The sequence below is a fragment of the Aliidiomarina quisquiliarum genome, from assembly GCF_023922585.1.
Classification (GTDB): Bacteria; Pseudomonadota; Gammaproteobacteria; order Enterobacterales; family Alteromonadaceae; genus Aliidiomarina; species Aliidiomarina quisquiliarum.
The window spans coordinates 1-19,901 of the sequence record NZ_JAMFTN010000025.1; the positions used below are offsets into that span (position 1 = coordinate 1).

A 19,901-nucleotide genomic window follows, 5' to 3' on the forward strand; every position below is an offset into this window, starting at 1 on the left:
CTCGCTTGCTCAGGCGTAATTATTTTCTCGGAAATAAATACCATATCCGTAGTAGCAACTGAGCACCACGGGAGAATCAAAAAGAATAGAGCCAAAAGTCTAACCATACTTCCCTGCAATATAACGCTTCTCATCACCGGCATAAAAAAGCACAGCGAGGAACGAGCGGCGCTTTTTATGTCCGAGTGCATGTGATTGTTATGTGGTCATCACGCTAGCGCCGCTCTTAGCATACAACCTTAATCATTTTTTCGCGAAATACTGATGATGCTACAGTCAACGCCAGTTGTGCAGCTAAAACAGGTGGTACGGCATTCCCTACTTGCGTAAACTGGCGAGCAGTTGAACCAACAAATACATAATCATCTGGAAAAGTTTGTAGCCTTGCGCATTCTCTAACGCTCAATGTCCTTGGTATTTCAGGATGAAGGTGAGACCTGCCTCCCCCATTTGTTCCGCCTGCAATAACTGTTTTCGATGGAATACAAGGGTCAAGTCTGTCTACACGACCAAGCTGATCCCTTTGCCCATACCCTAACTTGCAATAACGCTCCATCGAATTTAGCTTATGTGCTCGGGTCTCTGTATTTTTGGCATTTCCCTGACTTCTCTGCAGAACTGAACCTGCACCAAAAGCCAATTTTGATCGTTCTGGGAATGCAGGAATATTTCCATTTCTACTGCCGATCACGAACAGTCTCTCTCTAAATTGTGGAACACCATAGTCAGCAGCGTTGAGTACGCGAGGCTCCACTACCTTATAGCCGACCGCTTCCAGTTCGCGTATAGCAGCAGACAACTGAGTGCCGCCATCCAAATCCCTTAACCCAGGAACATTCTCAATGAGAAAACATGTTGGTTTGAAGTGCTTGATGATACTCACGTAATCAAAAAGGAGATTTCCATTCTTTTCATGCCCAAAGCCAATTCTTTTGAAATTATCTCCGGACTTAGAAAACCGCTGATTTGAGGCAATTGAAAATGGCTGGCAAGGCGGCCCACCTACAAACATGCCCTCAAAATTCAGGGGAATTATCGCTTCCAAGGTTTCAATGATCTCTGACACATTAGACACGTCACCTGAGTGTGTAGGTGGCCCAAAAACATTCCAAGCCGGTCTATTTTTTCGCAAGGTTTTACAAAATAGTTCGTTGAACTCAAAAGCTGCCTTATGCTCATAACCTGCAGTCTCAAAGCCCAAATCGATTCCGCCGCAGCCAGTAAAGAAGCTGACCAAAGGAATACCATTTGGCTTTGACTTATAATGTGACAATTTCTTTGGTTTGGGTCCAGCCCACGATTTTTTGTGGCTTTCTTCATATACAAGGTCATCAAAGGTATAACCGTGGCTGTTTAACGCCTCGGAAAGCTCAATACCTTTTCTTTTCGCAAACTCAAAAATCTTTTTCTGCAACGCGGGAGTTAAGGGATTCCCTGTAGATGGATTTGTTCTAGACATAACAGTCACCTCTTACAATCCCCTGCTTTGCTTGGAAGTAAATCTCATGCGCTTCCTCTTTATTATCAAAATCACTTTTGCTGTTTGTCTTTAAGTAATGGTCATAGTAACGATGAATCGCTCTGTGACATGTTGGGCAAATAGGTGTCATATCATCAAGGATTGTCCCAACCCTTGAATCTACCCGAGTTCCAGACGAAAGCGGCAAGATATGATGGAGATCAAGAACCCTGCTGACCCACGGATATTTCTTGCTAGTATCTATTTGACAGGAGTTACAAACAGGGCTAGGAAATTTATCAAAATACAAGCCCCGCAACTTCGCATTTCTTTCGATTATGACGTGTGTCTTCTTAACCTTACTACCTTCAACGAATCCGCTCTCTAAAACATCTGAAACTATTGTCCCTTTGTACTCAAAGAAATCGTGCTCAGAGCCATCCCGGAAAAAACTCGCGAGCCGCTGAATTTCAAGATTTCCATCTGTTTCGTACGGACCAGATATCGGACTTAATGAATGAAATATTTCATGAGCGTCTTCCTTATTTAGAGATACAACGATATCGCTAGCCGTGTTATGCAAGTATGATATTTGAGAAATAAATTTAATACTTTCACGAGCCTGACGAGGGTCAATATTTCGTACCAAGTCAGAGTATCGCTCGCGACCACCCATCAAAGAGAGAAACTCTGTATCGCTCTCACCACCATTAAATCCACTAAAAATGTATGCACCAATAATTTCGTTTATCGGTGTAATATATTCATTAAGACCAGCCACTTTTGCCAAAATATATTTCAAAGAAAAGCACAAAGGATTTCTTTTCTGAATAGCCGTATCGGCGTCTGCCCAATCAGAGAGGCCAGGAGAGGGATCAGTAGTAGCTTCTACTAAAAAGTGGATATACTCATCACATGTAACTGCACCGGGTTGGCTCAACACTCGTGCTATATCAGTTGGTATGGCAATGCCTTGGGACTCAGAAACGAGAAGACACAGCTTATATATTCGTGAATAATTTCGCCATGGAGAGTGCGTTGCTGGTGCCGAAAACGGCAACCCTGTTACTTGTCTTATAAACGCTGGCTCGCTATTTTTAAAATCATAATTGACAACAAAATTAGCCATGATGCGCAGAACATCGTATTGAAAATACTGCATTCTGCCTTGATCCCATTTCCACATATCAGGAACCACTCGCTACATTAGTGCTTGGATCGAATACAACAGAAGCATTTTTTCCATCTCTGCGGTATTTAGCCAACAAATCAGTAAACGCTTTTCTACCCAGCCAAGCCAATGAAACGTCGAGCTCATTTGAAAGCTCGATTAGTTCTTGATAATTATGCTCATCAAGATTAATAGTTATTCGACTTTTTGTAGCCACCATCTCCCCCACTCATGCTTAACCGGAAGTCTGCGGCATTGTGCAGCACTTTGCCGCACAATGGAAGTCGATTTTTAGATTGTAGGCAATGCTCCTGGACACATAACATTTGTATACTAGGCATGCGCGGTGTATCTAGCACGTAAAAAAGCTACAAGCCTTATTTAGCATGTAGCTTAGGCCTATGTTGCAGCTAAAAAACCAACCACAATCCGTGCGTGCTTAATTAGACAAACGTTTATACCTATTAATTATTAGTTAATTCAAACTTTATCGGACTTCTAGGGGTTAAGCAAGCTCATAGTGAGTACAGTAAAGGTGAGATTATGTGCCCAAACCTTGATTACACAATGAAAGCTATGTTGCACCTTTTAAACGATCAAGCGCGCTTGTGATGCTAGCTTAATGCTGGCCAATGACTTATCGGGTGGCCGTTGATTTCCCCGCCTGGGTCGTTGAATCACTTGACCGCGAAGCTAAACAAACATCCTATGGTCAAATTCATTTGCATACGCATAATCATGCGCATATCCTATTGCTAAGTGAATTTCTGCAACTGGAGGCTACAATGGCCGAACTATACAACATAACAGCTCCGAAAAAAGCCACTAATTTGTCGGTGAACAGTGACCTGTTGAAAAAGACACGCGCTCTGAACATTAACCTGTCTGCGACCCTTGAGCGAGCATTGAAAGAAGAATTAGCTAAGAGCAAGGCTGACCAATGGGTAGAGGAAAACCGGACAGCCATCAGAAACTATAACGAGTTCGTCGAACAGCACGGCTGTTTCGGTGACGAATTTAGAGAATTTTGATGGCCCAGTTCGACGTATACCCAAACCCCAGCAATACTAGTAAAACGTATTTCCCGTATTTAGTGGATGTACAAAACCCTTTTTTGAAAGACCTAGCAACTCGTATCGTCATTCCACTTGGCAAACGTTCGGCATTCGGCGGCCAAGCCATGCGTGATCTAACACCCGAAATAACTTTTGCTGACCAGGAACTACTGTTGCTGACACCTCAAATTTCTTCAATCCCTGAAAACCAGCTGAAGAATCCGATTGGCTCACTATCGCATTTCAGGAACCAAATTGTCGCAGCTCTGGATCTCGCAATTACTGGCATTTAACGCCCAAATAATAGACTAGGAAATGGTTGACTAAAAGTAGGTACGAAACGAAACCTAGATGGCCTGAAGAACATTCATTGCGCGTATTGTTATATTTCACTGCACAGATATAACTTTTACTAACTGGCTTAAAAAAGAGTTAAAGCTGCTGTTGTAAAAGGCTGTGCAATTCACCACCTGCCCCATAAATCAATCCATTCCTGTTTGCCTTTGTGTCATACGAAGATTTCCTTCGTTGCTGAAGAAGTTATCATGCTTTGTTGAAGCTTACTTAAATGGGTAGCATCAACCTATTAAAGTGACACAAAATCAGTTACAGCATTTCAGTTACAGCATGAAAGGACTACTCATTAAAATGACAACACTAATTTCAATCATGAAAACATCTGGCCAAATTGAATCTGAACTTAATTATATAAAGCCAGACAGTACGCTCGCGCCTGAAGTTTTTTACTCGGGTGGTTCAGCACCACAAACATACAATGATGCGTATGCATTTATGCCGGCTACTATTGATGATGCGCGCAGTTCACAAGAGACAATTTCAGTACACAAGCAAGGCTTTGAATTAGTTAAAGCCCCTACCGAACATAAAGACTTTACCGACGAAAAAGCGATTGCAGCGAGTTACTATGACGAAGTGATTGCGATTATTAAAGCAGCCACTGGTGTGAAAGATGTGTTTGTGTTTGACCATACGGTAAGGCATGGCTCTACAAATAGCAGCCGTAAACCAGCGCACCATGTGCATAATGACTATACCGAGCAAACCGCTCAGTCGCGTGCAGAAGAGCGCATCGGAGCGGAGCAGTTTGCTCAGCTTAAAGATCGTCGAATGATCCAAATTAATGTGTCGCGCCCCTTAGTGGATGTTGTACAGCGCTCACCTTTAGCTTTTTGTGATGCCACCAGTGTGAACCAAGAAGACTTGCTGGTATCCAGAATTCACTTTCCTGATACCGATCATGTTGGTGAAATATATGCATTGCGCAAAGCTGCTGAGCAGAAGTGGGTCTACTTCTCAGAAATGACACACGATGAAGTTGTTCTTATTAAAGGCTTCGACTCCGATAATGATGGTGTCGCTCGGTTCACACCGCACACGGCTTTTGAATATCCAGATCAAGATCCAACTATTGGCCCACGAGCAAGTATCGAAGTACGGCGCTCGCGCAAGAGAGAGGTAGAATTGTATGAAAGCTAAATATTTTGATTCCAAGCTTGATGAAGGTACAGATGATATTATTGATGATCTGGACGTTAAGACCGCCCGCCGGGTAAACCAGGAATCGAAACGCATTAACGTTGACTTTCCAGCTTGGGTTGTTGAATCGCTTGACCGCGAAGCTGCTCGAGTTGGTGTTACCCGCCAATCAATTATTAAAGTCTGGTTAGTGGAACGCTTACGAGCCGAAGCAGCTAACAAGCCGCTCAAAGGTGACACCACAGGCAATGCACATTAGAGCGACGCTAAACACTTATCAATTTTGCGCCCAAGTCTTATCGATTTCACAAGTGCTAGGCAAGCCCTGCTCTTCTTCAAGTAAGCCTTCTTGGTAAGCCACTACACGGGCTACCACCATGTCGCCGGTTATATTGGTGGTGGTTCTGATCATGTCGATAATGCGATCAATGGCGGCAATAAAAGCGATGCCTTCAAGCGGTAGCCCCACGACCGACAAAGTAACAGTTAACATAATCACTGCCGAGCCTGGAATGCCCGCTGTACCAAGCGAAGCCAGCGTGGCGGTAAACATAATTAACAGGTACTGCTCCATACCAAGCGGTATGCCATAGAGTTGGGCTATAAACACGGATGCAATAGCCGGGTAAATGCCGCCACAGCCGTCCATATTAATGGTTGCGCCCAAAGGCAGCACAAAGATAGCATACCGCGGCGACACCTTGAGCCCTTCTGTGGTTGTTTTTAACGTAGAGGGTAAGGTGCCATAGCTACTAGAGGTGCTGAACGCGATAAGCTGAGTGGGAAATACCGCTTTGAAAAAGCGGCTTACCTTCATGCCTCCAAAGAAGTGCATTAAGCCGCCATAGGTGAGCGCCATGTGCAGTAAGCAGGCGATGTAAATAGCGACAATAAACTTGCCTAATGGTAGGAGCATGTCTAAGCCAAAGCTGCCCACAACCCAGGCCATTAAACCGAATACGCCAATTGGGGTAAGTTCTAGTACCCAGCGGGTTAGCTGAAACATAACTTCGCGCGCAGCTTCAAAGCCGCGCTTTAACGGCGCCACTTGTTCACCCAGCTGGTTTAACGCTAGCCCCACCAAAACCGCAAATACAATAATTTGTAATACATTGCCTTCTGCCAGTGCGGCAAAGGGGTTGCGTGGAATAATATTAAGCAGTACTTGCGACACCGGTGGCACTGTTCTTACTGTGCTGTCGGCGGCAATTAACTCGGTGCTCGGTGCTAGATCGATCAAGTGAGCAACCAAAAGGCCAATTAAACCGGCTATAAATGCGGTAAATACANCACAATAGTAATAAATATAAGTGGGGCCACGAGCATTTGAATGGAATGAATAAACACCTGCCCCAGCGGCTGCACTGCAACACCCCACGAAGGAGCAAGTAAACCTAATGCAGAGCCGACGACAAAAGCCCCTAGCACGCGTTGCCAAAAAGGAATTTTAAACCATGTTGCTAACATTAACGTTTGTGCCTTAATAATTTATAAGCAGAAATAAAAAAGAGCCCTACCATACCTAATGGCGGGCTCTTCACATATTCGATTTGCTTATAACTTATAACCTTGCGTTAGCTTTTCTTTTTAGCTTTGTTTACTGCTACTTCCTTTTCAGCAAAGTTTGGGCGCTTACAATTTGGCGCCGGTCCTAAGTGAAGGCGCTGTTGGTATAGTGGCATAACGCTTGGCACTTGTTTTTTTAAGTCTTTAACCCGAGTTGCAGGCACTGGGTGGGTCGATAATAGTTCAGAGCCTGAGCCACCCGACATTTCGCCCATGAGTTCCCATAAACGCACCGCTTGCGAAGGTTCAAAGCCAGCCCGCGCCATTAAGTCTAAACCAATTTCATCAGCTTCTGATTCGTGGCGGCGACTAAATGGCAGCATTACGCCAACCTGTGCACCTAGCCCTAAACCCGCCATTAGCATACCTTGTTGAGCCGCTGAACGGTCTGACAAAAGAATGTTTGCAGTTACTAAAGCACCTGTCACCATCAAATTAGTACTTAAACGTTCGCCACCGTGCTCGGCAATAACGTGACCAATTTCATGGCCCATAACTGCTGCCAGTTGGTGTTGGTTCTCAGCAAATTTCATCATGCCGGTATAAATACCCATGTAACCACCAGGTAGGGCAAAGGCGTTAATACTGTCTTCTTCAAATACTGCAACTTCCCAGTTATACGCTTTGTACTGCTCAGGTAAAACCTCAACAATAGCGTGCATTAAACACTGAGCATACGCATTTAGTTCTGGGTCTGTGGTCACCGTGCCTTGATTTTTCATTTCATCGAACGACGTTCGCCCTAGTTCATTCAGCTGCGACCCGCTCATGAAATTAAGCGTACTACGCCCTGTCGGCGAAGTGCTACAAGCACCAACAAAGAAAATAAGCAGTATTATGCTAGTAAGCCTAACAAAATATTGCATAGCCAATTACTCCTTAAAAAAAAGCTCTGCAAGTGCAGAGCTTTATTATGGGGTTAATTACCCGTTAAGTCATCGAAAAATTTTTTCACTCCGTCAAAAAAACCTCGTTCCTTAGGGCGATACTTGGCCGACTCGGCACCTTTACCCATTGAATCATCAAATTCTTGTAGCAGCTCTTTTTGCTTAGCAGACAAGTTCACCGGTGTTTCAATAACAGCTTTACACACTAAGTCGCCTGTTACACCACTACGAACCGACTTTACGCCTTTTCCACGTAATCTGAACATACGGCCAGTTTGAGTTTCGCTTGGTATTTTAAGCTTTACTCGGCCATCTAAAGTTGGCACTTCAACCTCACCGCCTAAGGCTGCTCGGCTAAAGCTAATGGGCACATCACAATAAAGGTTGTTACCCTCGCGACGGAAAATAGCATGCTCACGCACATTCATTTGCACATATAAGTCGCCTGCTTCTGCACCATGCTCGCCTGCTTCACCTTCACCTGCTAAACGAATACGATCACCGGTATCAACGCCAGCTGGAATTTTTACACTTAAGGTTTTGGTTTTTTCTACCCGGCCTTCACCATTACACGGACGGCATGGATTTTTAATTATTTTTCCACGCCCACTGCACTTCGGACATGTTTGTTGCACCGCAAAGAAACCTTGACGCATTTGTATTTGGCCTTGGCCATGACAATAGTCACAAGTTTCAGCTTTTGAGCCTTTCTCAGCACCGGAACCGCCACAGTCGGTACAACTTACCAAAGTAGGTATTTTTAACTCTGCTGTTTTACCCCGTACTGCTTCTTCAAGTGTCAGGTCGTAGTTATAGCGCAAGTCGGCACCACGTTGTGCCCGGCTACGTTGCCGGCCGCGGCCGCCACCAAAAATATCGCCGAAAACATCACCAAACACGTCTGCAAAGTCTGCGCCACCGCCACCGAAACCGCCATGACCTCCCTGGCCACCTTGGAATGCTGCATGGCCGTACTGATCGTATGCTTGGCGCTTCTCTTTGTCGGTAAGCACTTCATAAGCATCGTTGGCTTCTTTAAATTTCTCTTCTAGTGCTTTATCACCCTTGGTGCGGTCGGGGTGATACTTCATCGCTAAACGCCGATACGCTTTTTTAATATCGCGTTCACTTGCGTTTTTATCGACACCTAGAACTTCATAATAGTCTCTTTTAGCCATATACAGTCTTCTTTTTCAAGTCTCCCAAACAAATACACGGGCGTTGCCTGTAGGCAGCGCCCGTGCGAGAAAGCTACAGTTTCAGACGCTTACTTTTTGTCTTCATCGTGTACTTCTTCGAACTCCGCGTCGACTACGTCGTCGGCAGCGTCCTCTGCTGGACCTTGTTCACCCGCTTCAGCACTTTGTTGCTGGGCTTTTTGCTGAGCAATTTCCATTAACTTAGCAGACGCTTCAATTAAAGCTTGAGACTTCGCTTCAACAGCTTCTTTCTCGTTGCTTTTCATGGCTTCTTCTAAGTCGCTAATAGCAGTTTCAATACTGCTCTTATCGTCTTCACTTAGTGCGTCGCCTGCTTCTTCAATTTGCTTGCGAGTACTATGTATTAAGCCGTCTGCTTGGTTACGTACTTGTACCATTTCTTCAAACTTACGGTCGTCTTCAGCGTTTAACTCCGCATCGCGAACCATTTGCTCTACTTCTTCATCGCTTAAGCCAGAAGAAGCTTTAATGGTGATTTTCTGCTCTTTGCCCGTGTCTTTGTCTTTCGCTGACACATGCAATATACCGTCGGCGTCAATATCAAAGGTTACTTCAATTTGTGGCGTACCACGTGGTGCTGAGCGAATTCCTTCAAGATTGAACTGGCCTAAAGACTTGTTATCTGTTGAGCGTTTGCGCTCGCCCTGCAACACATGAATGGTTACAGCAGACTGATTGTCTTCAGCGGTTGAGAATGTTTGCGACTTCCGTGTTGGAATTGTCGTGTTTTTCTCGATTAAGGCGGTCATTACACCACCCATGGTTTCAATACCTAACGATAATGGTGTTACGTCGAGCAACAGTACGTCTTTTACGTCGCCTTGTAGAACACCTGCTTGCACTGCAGCACCAACAGCTACTGCCTCGTCTGGGTTAACGTCTTTACGCGGCTCTTGACCGAAGAAGTCAGCAACTAACTCCTGAACTTTCGGCATCCGTGTTTGACCACCAACCATAATAACATCATTAATATCACTTACTTTTAAGCCTGCATCTTCAAGCGCTTGTTTCACTGGAGCAAGGGTTTTTTGTATCATGTCTTCAACCAGCGACTCTAACTTAGCGCGTGTTAGCTTTATTGCTAAGTGCTTAGGACCAGAGGCATCAGCTGTAACATAAGGTAAGTTCACTTCTGTTTGCTGGGCAGATGAAAGTTCAATTTTCGCTTTTTCACCGGCTTCTTTTAAACGCTGCATAGCAAGCGGATCTTGCTTCAGGTCAATCCCTTGGTCTTTCTTAAACTGTTCTACTAAGTAGTTGATTACACGGTTATCGAAGTCTTCACCACCTAAGTGTGTGTCACCGTTGGTCGCTAGTACTTCAAAAGTGTGCTCGCCTTCTACTTCGTCAATTTCAATAATTGAAATATCAAACGTACCACCACCTAGGTCATATACTGCAACCGTGCGGTCGCCCGACTTCTTGTCCATACCGTAAGCTAGTGCTGCAGCCGTTGGTTCGTTAATAATACGTTTAACGTCTAAACCTGCAATACGGCCGGCGTCTTTCGTAGCCTGGCGCTGTGCGTCGTTGAAGTAAGCAGGCACAGTAATAACTGCTTCTGTTACCTTTTCACCTAAATAGGCTTCTGCTGTTTCTTTCATTTTAATTAGAATTTCAGCAGAAATTTGCGGAGGCGCTTTTTTGTCGCCGCGCGCTTCTACCCATGCGTCGCCATTATCTGCCTTAACAATTTTGAACGGCATAATGCTAATGTCGCGCTGTACTTCTTCGTCTTCATAACGACGACCAATTAAACGCTTAATGGCATACACTGTATTCTGAGGGTTCGTTACTGCTTGGCGTTTTGCCGGTGAACCGCAAAGAATTTCACCATCGTCTGTATAGGCAACAATCGACGGAGTGGTGCGTTCGCCTTCTGCATTTTCAATTACTCGTGCTTTATCGCCATCCATAATAGCGATACAAGAGTTTGTCGTACCTAAGTCAATACCAATAATTTTGCTCATAATGTCTCCCAACTGCTAATTCTTACCTAGATACCCCTTATTTGGGGGCACAAATTTATATTTCAATAGTAAACGCGTTTTTTTAAGCTTGGGTGTCAACCCCATCTGTCGACGCCCGAGCCACCATAACCATGGCGGGGCGTAACAAACGACCATTAAGTAAGTAGCCTTTTTGCATAACGTGTAACACCGTGTTCGGTGCAACTTCATTACTTTCTTGCATACTCATCGCTTGGTGTAACTGCGGATCAAAGGGTGCACCTTGTGGGTTAACGACCTCTAATCCAAACTTTGTAATGGTGTTCAAGAAGCCCTTGTAAGTAATTTGAACACCTTCCGCGACTGCTTTGATAGCGTCATCATTCGGATCGATTACTTGAATTGCTCGCTCTAAGTTATCAATCACTTCGAGCAGCTCGCCGGCAAATTTTTCTAAGGCAAAGTTGGTCGCTTTCTCAACTTCTTGCAAAGAACGGCGGCGCACATTTTCAGCTTCGGCAGCAATTCGTAGCGCTTTGTCTTTCTGGTTGGCAGCTTCTTCTTGGGCAACCAGCAAAGCAGATTCAAGTTCCGCAATTCGAACGTTTAAAACGTCTTTTGAAACGTCCGTACTTTCCTGTTCTTGGGCTGGGCTTGCTGTGGTGGAACTTTCTGCAGTGTTATCGGTATCGTCGGCTTGGTTTGCAAACTCGGCGTTAACCGGCTCAGGTTGTGCAGGGTTACTCATGCTTTGGCTCCGTAAATTAAACTAAATGGTGTTCAAAAATTTGCTCTATAGCTGATATATGGGGGCGCTTGTTTTTATTTCAACTAAAATTGATTCGCTTTCTGTTGAATTTCTCCATTAAACTACTTAGCGTTACTTACCCGCATGTTGATATGAGAACTTAATGACCACCTTTACTTCTGCTATAACTCTTGCAAAAGATTCTGAATTTAAAACCATTGGTCTTTTAGGTGTGCCGCTAACCACTGCCGCACAACAAACTTTTGAATCCCTTTGTCTTGAACTAGGCCAAGCGGGGTACAGAGTTGTGGTAGACAACCGTGCCATGCAACAGTGTGAATTACCTGACGTTGAGTCATTGCCAGTTCATGCCATAGGCGAACAAGCACACTTAGCCATTGTGGTGGGTGGCGACGGCAATATGCTTGGTGCCGCCCGCGAGCTAAGTAAACATAATATCGGTGTAATAGGCGTAAACCGAGGTAACTTAGGCTTTCTAACCGACCTTGCTCCAGAAACCGCCGTGACCATGTTAAGCGACGTACTTGCGGGTCAATATAGTACCGAGCTGCGTTTTCTTTTGCATGCGGAAGTAGCCCAGGCTGGTAAGCCAAAGGTACACGGTAACGCCATGAATGAGGTAGTATTACACTCAGATAAAGTAGCCCACATGATTGAATTTGAAGTGTTTGTCGACAATCAATTCGTTTTCAGCCAACGTTCCGACGGACTTATTATTGCTACTCCTACCGGTTCCACCGCCTACTCGCTTTCTGCCGGTGGAAGCATTTTACATCCCAGGTTAGACGCTATTAATGTTATTCCCATGTTTCCACATACGTTAAGCAGCCGCCCTTTAGTAGTGCCTGCAGACAGCCAAATTAGTTTACGGGTTGCTCCCACCAGTGAACCTCTGCATATTAGCTGCGATGGCCACAACACTTTACCTGTACCTGAACAATCAACCATTCACATTCACCGCCAAGCAGAACGCTTGCGCTTGATTCACCCTTTAAACTACAACTATTTCAAGGTGTTAAGAAACAAACTAAACTGGGGTAGTAGACTTTTCTAAAAATCTTTAAAAGCTTACTTGCAGTACTGGTTATATACTGTATATTTACTGTATAAATAACCAGCTGGAGGTGGCTATGCTAATTCAATTATGTGTCCGCAACTTCGCTATTGTCGACGACTTAACTGTCGACTTTCAGCCAGGCATGAGCGCAATCACCGGTGAAACGGGAGCGGGGAAATCTATTGCGCTCGACGCACTCAGCTTATGCTTGGGTGCACGTAGCGAAGCTGGCTTCGTGCGCGCAGGAGCCGATAAAGCAGAAATTTCAGCTAGCTTTAACATTCATACCTTGCCCATAGTGAAGCAATGGCTAGAAGCACGCGAACTCGATGCCGATGACGAATGCTTATTGCGCCGTACCATTACTGCCGAAGGCCGTTCAAAAGCTTACATTAATGGTGCCCCCGTACCCGTGGCGTTGTTGAAAGAAGTGGGCAGCCACTTGGTTTCTTTACACGGCCAGCACGATCACCACCAACTAATGAAGCAAGAGCATCAATTAGTACTGCTCGATCAATATGCCAGCCACTCTCATTTAATTAGCAATGTTGGGGAACATTGGCGTACTTGGCAGCAACTATTAAAAGAACAACGTGCTTTACAACAAGCGGCCGAACAACAACTTGCCCGCCGCCAATTAATTGAGTACCAAGTCAACGAACTGAATGAATTTGCCCTCATGGTTGGCGACTATGAGCAACTAGAAATTGAGCATAAACGTTTAGCCAACACCAGCGCGCTACAAGACGATTCTGCATTCGCACTCAACTCTTTATTCGATGGCGAGCACAACAATGCTTACAGCTTATTAGAAGGTGTGGTAGCGCGTTTACGTGCGCACCAAGATATTGATTCACGGCTACTGCCTATTTTAACGCTGCTCGACGAAGCAAGTGTACAAATTGAAGAAGCTGTTCGCGAGCTCCGCCATTACCAAGACGGCCTCGACTCCGATCCCGCCGCTCTTGCTGAAGCTGATGAGCGGCTCGCTATGGCCCTACAGCTTGCCCGTAAACATAAAATTGCGCCACAACAGCTACCCACGCTACACCAAGAGCTTGTCGCCGAGTTAGACAGTTTAAGCGCTTCGTCGGAGCGGTTAGAACAACTCGACTCTGAAATAAATGTTGCCTATAACAACTATCAGGCCGCGGCAGAAAAACTAAGTGCTTCACGGGTGAAGGCAGCCAAGTCGCTTGATCAAAAAATAATTGAAACCATGAAGCAGCTAAATATGCCAGGTGGGTTGTTTATTACTCGTATAAATACTGACGCCGAACACTACAGCAGCCGCGCTGGTATTGATCAGGTGGTTTTTGAAGTTTCTGTAAACGCAGGCCAAAAGCCCCAAGCTTTACAAAAAGTAGCATCGGGTGGTGAATTGTCTCGTATTAGCCTGGCTATTCAAGTGCTAACCGCAGAACAAGATGGCTTACCTACCTTAGTGTTTGACGAAGTTGATGTGGGGGTAAGTGGTCCAACAGCAGCAACGGTTGGTCGCCTAATGCGTCGGCTTGGCGAATCAAACCAAGTTATTTGCGTAACCCATTTACCACAAGTGGCAGCACGGGCACATCATCAAATTCAAGTTAGCAAAAACACTAAAAAAGGTGCCACTTACACCTCAATGGAAACATTAACCGAAGAACAGCGTGTAAACGAGCTTGCACGATTACTTGGGGGCGATACAATTACGGCCAATACTCTAGCAAACGCTCAAGAGCTTCTTGCTGGTTAATCGAACAATTGAACTTAATTGTTTAAAAAACACCAAAAGTCAGGCTTCCTTGCTAGTAGGTAGCCTGACTTTTACGTTATGATTTAATTATTCCACACTTGGCGGTTGTTATTATGAGATTTATAGGTTTTTTGGTGATTGCGCTTACTTTAAGTGCGTGTTCTATTTTTGAACCCTTAGTGTATCGTATCGATATACCGCAAGGTAATTACATTGAACAGAAAGACGTAGACAAATTGCGGGTGGGCATGAGTCAAGAGCAGGTTGAATATGTACTTGGTACTCCGGTTGCTGAAAACGCCTTCCGTAGCGGTGCATGGCATTATATATACCACTTGAAGCCGGGGCGTGGGCCTATTACCACCCGCGAACTTATTATTTATTTTACCGACGAACGTGTTACAAATATTGAAGGTGACTTCAACATACCAGAAAATTTCTTTATTCCGTTAGACGCATAGGGTTTGGTTACCTTAGCATGGTGATAACCACACAACCTTAACCACACGGGACGCAGTGCATGAAAATGAATTATTCAGCGCTGCCTAAGCAGCCAGAAGCAAGCCCTGAAGATCCGCGCCAATATAAAATGGTGCAGCTTTCAAACGGTTTAAAGGTGCTTGTTGTTCATATTCCTGACGCCAGCCAGGCTGCTGCTGCAGTGGCCATTAATGCCGGCCACTTTCAAGATCCTGACGATACGCCTGGGCTGGCTCATTTTCTTGAGCATATGGTTTTTTTGGGTAGCGCTGACTACCCTGAAGCAGAGTCATATTCAGACTTTATAAGCTATGCGGGTGGTCACCATAATGCATGGACAGGCACCGAACACAGTAACTTTTATCTTGAATTGCCCTTGCCTCATTTTAATGAAGGGCTAAAACGTTTTAGTTCTATTTTGTCGTCGCCATTATTTAGTGAGCAATGGATAGAAAAAGAGCGCCAAGCCGTAGAAGCCGAATATCGGATGAAGCTTAAAGACGAGCTACGCCGTTTATATGACGTACACAAAGAAACCAGTAATAGCGAGCACCCTTTTTCTCGCTTTTCTGTGGGCAATGTAGACACGCTACAAAACTCGCCAGAGTGTTCACTCGCCGACAAGCTCAAGCAAACTTTTGCTCGCTACTACCATGCGGGCAATATGGCACTGACGCTAGTTGGGCCACAATCTACAACTGAACTAGTTAAACTAGCGGCACTACACTTTCACAGTATTGCGCCAGCGCAACCCGCTACTAAAGGCCCTAAAGCACCTTTATATCAACCAGAACAACTGGGCCAATGGATTTATATTAAACCAATTAAAGAAGCGAACCGAGTATTACTTACTTTTGCTTTGCCAGAAATAAATACCGACTACCAACACAAAACAACTAGTTTTATTGCTCACCTTTTTGGCTACGAAGGCCCAAATTCTCTTTGTTCTATGCTTCGCGCTAAAGGCTGGATAACCAACTTGTCTGCCGGCGGTGGGGCCAGTGGTAGTAACTTCAAAGACTTCAACATAAACATCCAATTAACGGCACAAGGCCATGAATGTATTCGCGAGGTTATTCAAGCCTGCTTTCGCTATGCAGCGCTCATTCGTTCCGAAGGGTTACAAGAAGCTCTTTATGCTGAACGTAGTCAAATGGTTAGTTTGGCATTTTTATTCCCGGAAACACTACGCCCAGTTGATTTAGCCGCTCAACTTTCAGTGAATTTACTGCACTATAAACCCGAGCATGTTATTTCAGGTGATTACCGTATGGATTCGCTAAATGTGCCCTTTGCGAACTTACTGCTGGACCACATGCGGCCTGAAAACACTCGTATTACGGTTATTCACCCAAATGTTGTTACTAACCGTAAATCGAAATGGTACGGCGCTGAATACAGCACTCAAGCGATGAGTAAAAGTGACCTTGATTTCTTTTGTGCCCCCCTGCCCGAAGAGCACCAAGGCCGGCCAAATAGCCCTGCGAAACTTCCCTTTGCTATTCCGCAGCCGAACCCTTTTGTTCCGCAGCGCACCACCCCGCTTCCTTTAGAGCATAAGCCCTGCAGCGCTAATGCAACCGTAAACTTAAGCGACGAGCCCAGCCACACTAATATAAGTGCTGAGGTTGAACTGTGGCATTTTCAAGATCCTGACTTCCGCGTACCAAAAGGCCATTTGTATTTAATGCTGCGTATGCCCTTTGCGAACTCAAGCGCCCGCAACTATGCCTGTAGCCGCATTTGGTGTGAACTCGGCTTAGAGCTATTAAACGAAGCGTTTTACGACGCCGAAGTAGCCGGTATGCACTTTAACTTATACCCACAACAAGGGGGTATAACCCTTCACATTGCTGGTTTTTCCTGCCGCCAACAAACGCTGTTTATGGAGTTGGTTAGCACCTTGTCTACCATGCACCCTAGCAAAACAATGTTTGCTGATATTCGCGACCAGTTATGTATTAATTGGCTTGCAGTGCATAAAAACAGTCCTGTTAACCACTTATTTGGTATGTTGCACCACCACTTACAACAGGGTTCGTACACGGCAAAACAAATGGCTGAAAGTCTTACCGATTTAGACTACGAGCACTTTCTTAATATTTTGCCGGGGTTATTTCGGGAAGCACAAGCAACTCTTTTAGTTCATGGCGATTGGCCCTACCAACAGGCTGAAGCCATGGCTCAGCATGCAGCGCGTTGTTTAACCCTTACCGCTGCCCCTAGCAACCAATTTGCTCGTTATGTACGGCGTTTGTCACCAGGCATTGAACGCGGCGGCTTTACCAGTAGCCACCCAGACCATGCCACTGCATTTTTCTTGCAGGGGGAAAATACTAGCTTAGAAGAAAAAGCCACCTTCTTGTTATTTAATCATATAGTGAACCCGTTATTTTTTAGTGAACTACGCACACGGCAACAGCTTGGTTATTTAGTGGGCACCAGTTATGTTCCCATGTACGGCTTACCCGGTATTTTACTTTATATTCAGTCGCCTAATTTCGACACAGATAAAATTAGCTTAGCCATACAAACATTTTTAATTAACTTTCTCCGTCAAATTAGAAAACTGGACAAGGCAGACTGGAATGCCGCTAAAGTAGCAGTAGCGCACCATTTACGTGCCGCTGCACCTAGCCTGCGCATTCGCTCACAACGGTTTTGGCAAACAATTACCCATAACCGTGGTGACTTTCAGCTTGCGCAAAATCTTGCCGACACCGTAGCAGCGCATTCTAAAGCTGGTTTTTTAGCCCGCATGGAACATCATTTAGGCAAACAAATGGCCGCTATGGAATTACACACAATCGCTTTGACTCCTTAGCTTTAATCCGTTAAGTTTGTGTTACTTTCAATAACTTATGGTTCTTTTATTCTCATGTGGCTGTCAGCTTGGGCAATTGCCTTATTTTGCATGGTAGGAATTGCCGGTGGCTTGGCCTTGGCTGCTTTCATAAGGCGCCGCAACACCCTGCAACAAATACAAGAAAATGAAACCCGATTAAAACTTTCCTTATGGGCCAGTGGTGATTTGTTGTGGGACTGGCAAATTGACACGCCTAACCTTTTTTGCCAAAACGACTGGTTGCTGATCAAGCAATTTCCACAAGACGGAATTCGCGAACAGCAAACCACCACGCCTATTCATGAACACGACACGGCCAACGTACGCGACCAGCTAATACAGCACTTAAATGGCCATACCGAGTTTTTCGAAGCCACCTACCGCGTGCGCGATATCCAAGGCAACTGGCGCTGGCTGCTCGACCGCGGCAAAGTGGTAGAGCGCAATGCCGCTGGTGAAGCGCTGCGAATGACAGGAACCATTAAAGACGTACATGAGCTTGTGGTTGCCCAAGAGCGAGTGCGTTTGTTCGCCGCTTCTTTTACCAATATTTCAGACGGTGTATGTATTTATGACCATGAATTTAATGCGGTAGAAGTTAACGATGCTTTCGTGCGTATTACTGGCATTACGCGTGAGCAATCACTTGGCCGCCCTTTTCAACTCGTGCTTTATTCAGAGCAATTTACCGCCCATATTAAAGAACAATTGTCTTTGCTACATAGCTGGCGTGGCGAGGTAGACGATGTTCGAGCCAATGGCGATCGCTATACCATCGACATAAGTATTGACGCTATTCGTACCGACGACGGTAATATTACTCATTATGTGGTGAGCTTTGCCGATATTACCGAACGTAAAAGTACCGAGAACGAATTACGTCGGTTAGCAAACACCGACACCCTTACCGGCTTGCCTAACCGCTCTTACTTTCAAGTGCACCACTCGGCTATTGTCCGCAAGCGTATTCCTCATGCCTTGCTCGTATTTGACTTAGACAACTTTAAGAAAATTAACGACTCGCTTAGCCATGATATTGGTGACCTTTTATTATGTTTAGTTGCCGAACGCATTAGTTCGGTGCTTACTAGCCGCGATTCCTTGTACCGCTTAGGGGGTGACGAGTTTGCCATTATTGTTGAAAGCACCATTGCCGTTAGTGCCGTAGCTAAAATTGCTAACGCCATAGTAAGTACTTTACATAACCCCTTTCAAATTGAAGCCCATGAATTTGTGGTGAATGGCTCTTTAGGGGTAGTGCTTTACCCGAACGACGGCGACTCGTCGCTTGAACTATTACAAAATGCTGATACAGCCATGTACCATGCTAAATATCGCGGCGGTAATATTTATCAGTTTTTTAGTGACTCAATGAACCAAGCGGCCGTTAGCCGTTTACATATTGAAAACCAGCTGCGCCAAGCCCTTAAAAACAACTTATTGCATATTCACTATCAGCCAAAGATAAACTTAATAACTCAGCGGGTTGAGGGCTATGAGGCTTTAGCGCGTATTCATACGCTAGAAGGTGTTCAGCTAAGCCCTAGCGACTTTATTCCCCTAGCTGAAGAAACCGGCATGATTATTGAGCTAGGGCAACGGGTATTAGAGCAGGCATGCCATGACGCCAAACAGTGGCGCGAGCAAGGCCTTTTCATGGGCCGCGTGGCGGTAAACTTGTCCGCGCGGCAATTTAATCAAACCGACTTTGTGTTGCAGGTTGAGCAAGCACTACAAAAAACGCAGCTACCCGCTCACGCTTTAGAGTTAGAAATTACGGAAAGTATGGTTATGAGCGACCCAGAAAAGTCTATTGCCATCATGTCAAAGCTAAATACACTAGGCATTCACTTAGCCTTAGATGATTTTGGTACTGGCTATTCGTCGCTGGCATATTTGAAACGCTTCCCTATTCATTGCTTGAAAATAGACAAAGCGTTTATCGACGACATTCATACCTGCGCCCGCGAGCGTAATATGGTGGCCTCCATTATTTCTATGGCACATAACCTAGGCTTAAAAGTGGTTGCAGAGGGTGTTGAAGAAGCTGAGCAAGTGGCGGTGTTACAATCGCTACAATGTGAAACGGCACAAGGTTATTTTTACTCACGACCTTTAAGTAAACTAGCTTTCGAAGCCTTCATTGCCTCGACCCTATCTAAACAATAAAAAAGCTGCTGAATACCCTTAAGTAAACAGCAGCTTGCT

At 45.1% G+C, this 19,901-nt stretch carries 16 protein-coding genes and 1 pseudogene; 9 read left to right on the top strand and 8 right to left on the bottom strand.

All coding sequences use genetic code 11. From position 1 onward, the window contains the following. Window positions 1-226 precede the first annotated feature (226 nt). The 3 genes from M1L23_RS10940 to M1L23_RS10950 are packed head-to-tail and all read right to left on the bottom strand — an operon-like array spanning window position 227 to window position 2,850. A complete protein-coding gene (locus M1L23_RS10940) occupies window positions 227-1,459 on the bottom strand; it encodes a DNA cytosine methyltransferase (RefSeq protein ID WP_252627405.1) in 1,233 nt (410 codons plus the stop codon). Continuing rightward, the gene (locus M1L23_RS10945) at window positions 1,452-2,645 is read right to left on the bottom strand and encodes an HNH endonuclease (protein WP_252627406.1); all 1,194 of its coding nucleotides are present in this window, start codon (window positions 2,643-2,645) and stop codon (window positions 1,452-1,454) included. Before M1L23_RS10945 ends, M1L23_RS10940 begins: the two co-directional genes overlap by 8 nt. A gap of 1 nt (window position 2,646) precedes the next feature. Next, complete coding sequence (locus M1L23_RS10950; protein ID WP_252627407.1) at window positions 2,647-2,850, bottom strand: ribbon-helix-helix domain-containing protein; 204 nt, start codon at window positions 2,848-2,850, stop codon at window positions 2,647-2,649. 424 nt (window positions 2,851-3,274) lie between these two features. Between M1L23_RS10950 and M1L23_RS15015 the strand changes: the two genes are divergently transcribed. From M1L23_RS15015 to brnA, 4 genes are all read left to right on the top strand, one after another. Continuing rightward, entirely contained in the window at window positions 3,275-3,661 is a 387-nt protein-coding gene (locus M1L23_RS15015; RefSeq protein ID WP_252627408.1) for a type II toxin-antitoxin system CcdA family antitoxin, read from the top strand. Then, the gene (locus M1L23_RS10960; protein ID WP_252627409.1) at window positions 3,661-3,978 is read left to right on the top strand and encodes a CcdB family protein; all 318 of its coding nucleotides are present in this window, start codon (window positions 3,661-3,663) and stop codon (window positions 3,976-3,978) included. The genes M1L23_RS15015 and M1L23_RS10960 overlap by 1 nt, the downstream gene beginning before the upstream one ends. Before the next feature lie 355 nt (window positions 3,979-4,333). Next, complete coding sequence (locus M1L23_RS10965; protein ID WP_252627410.1) at window positions 4,334-5,182, top strand: CmcJ/NvfI family oxidoreductase; 849 nt, start codon at window positions 4,334-4,336, stop codon at window positions 5,180-5,182. Beyond that, complete coding sequence (gene brnA, locus M1L23_RS10970; RefSeq protein WP_252627411.1) at window positions 5,172-5,441, top strand: type II toxin-antitoxin system BrnA family antitoxin; 270 nt, start codon at window positions 5,172-5,174, stop codon at window positions 5,439-5,441. Before M1L23_RS10965 ends, brnA begins: the two co-directional genes overlap by 11 nt. Window positions 5,442-5,459: 18 nt before the next feature. On the opposite strand, the pseudogene M1L23_RS10975 reads toward brnA, so the two are convergent. The 5 genes and pseudogenes from M1L23_RS10975 to grpE form a co-directional block, all read right to left on the bottom strand. After that, a pseudogene (locus M1L23_RS10975) lies at window positions 5,460-6,649 on the bottom strand (dicarboxylate/amino acid:cation symporter). Window positions 6,650-6,756: 107 nt separating this feature from the next. Beyond that, window positions 6,757-7,614: a M48 family metallopeptidase gene (locus M1L23_RS10980; protein WP_252627412.1), complete on the bottom strand. Its 858-nt coding sequence runs from the start codon at window positions 7,612-7,614 to the stop codon at window positions 6,757-6,759. Between the two features lie 53 nt (window positions 7,615-7,667). After that, complete coding sequence (gene dnaJ / locus M1L23_RS10985) at window positions 7,668-8,813, bottom strand: molecular chaperone DnaJ (protein WP_252627413.1); 1,146 nt, start codon at window positions 8,811-8,813, stop codon at window positions 7,668-7,670. An 89-nt stretch (window positions 8,814-8,902) separates the two neighbouring features. Further along, window positions 8,903-10,825 carry a molecular chaperone DnaK gene (gene dnaK, locus M1L23_RS10990; RefSeq protein WP_252627414.1) on the bottom strand — a complete coding sequence of 641 codons (1,923 nt, stop codon included), beginning with the start codon at window positions 10,823-10,825 and terminating at the stop codon, window positions 8,903-8,905. 82 nt (window positions 10,826-10,907) lie between these two features. Next, on the bottom strand, window positions 10,908-11,552 hold the full coding sequence (grpE, locus tag M1L23_RS10995) for a nucleotide exchange factor GrpE (RefSeq protein ID WP_252627415.1): 645 nt from the start codon (window positions 11,550-11,552) through the stop codon (window positions 10,908-10,910). Between the two features lie 163 nt (window positions 11,553-11,715). Between grpE and nadK the strand changes: the two genes are divergently transcribed. The 5 genes from nadK to M1L23_RS11020 all read left to right on the top strand — a co-directional run bounded on the left by nadK (window position 11,716) and on the right by M1L23_RS11020 (window position 19,862). After that, on the top strand, window positions 11,716-12,627 hold the full coding sequence (gene nadK, locus M1L23_RS11000; RefSeq protein ID WP_252627416.1) for an NAD(+) kinase: 912 nt from the start codon (window positions 11,716-11,718) through the stop codon (window positions 12,625-12,627). Between the two features lie 76 nt (window positions 12,628-12,703). Continuing rightward, window positions 12,704-14,368: a DNA repair protein RecN gene (gene recN / locus M1L23_RS11005; protein ID WP_252627417.1), complete on the top strand. Its 1,665-nt coding sequence runs from the start codon at window positions 12,704-12,706 to the stop codon at window positions 14,366-14,368. A 113-nt stretch (window positions 14,369-14,481) separates the two neighbouring features. Then, window positions 14,482-14,829: an outer membrane protein assembly factor BamE gene (locus M1L23_RS11010; RefSeq protein ID WP_252627418.1), complete on the top strand. Its 348-nt coding sequence runs from the start codon at window positions 14,482-14,484 to the stop codon at window positions 14,827-14,829. Window positions 14,830-14,888: 59 nt separating this feature from the next. Continuing rightward, on the top strand, window positions 14,889-17,672 hold the full coding sequence (locus M1L23_RS11015; protein WP_252627419.1) for an insulinase family protein: 2,784 nt from the start codon (window positions 14,889-14,891) through the stop codon (window positions 17,670-17,672). A gap of 54 nt (window positions 17,673-17,726) precedes the next feature. Continuing rightward, window positions 17,727-19,862, top strand: a complete 2,136-nt coding sequence (locus M1L23_RS11020) for a putative bifunctional diguanylate cyclase/phosphodiesterase (protein ID WP_252627420.1) — start codon at window positions 17,727-17,729, stop codon at window positions 19,860-19,862. The last annotated feature ends 39 nt before the right edge of the window (window positions 19,863-19,901 follow it).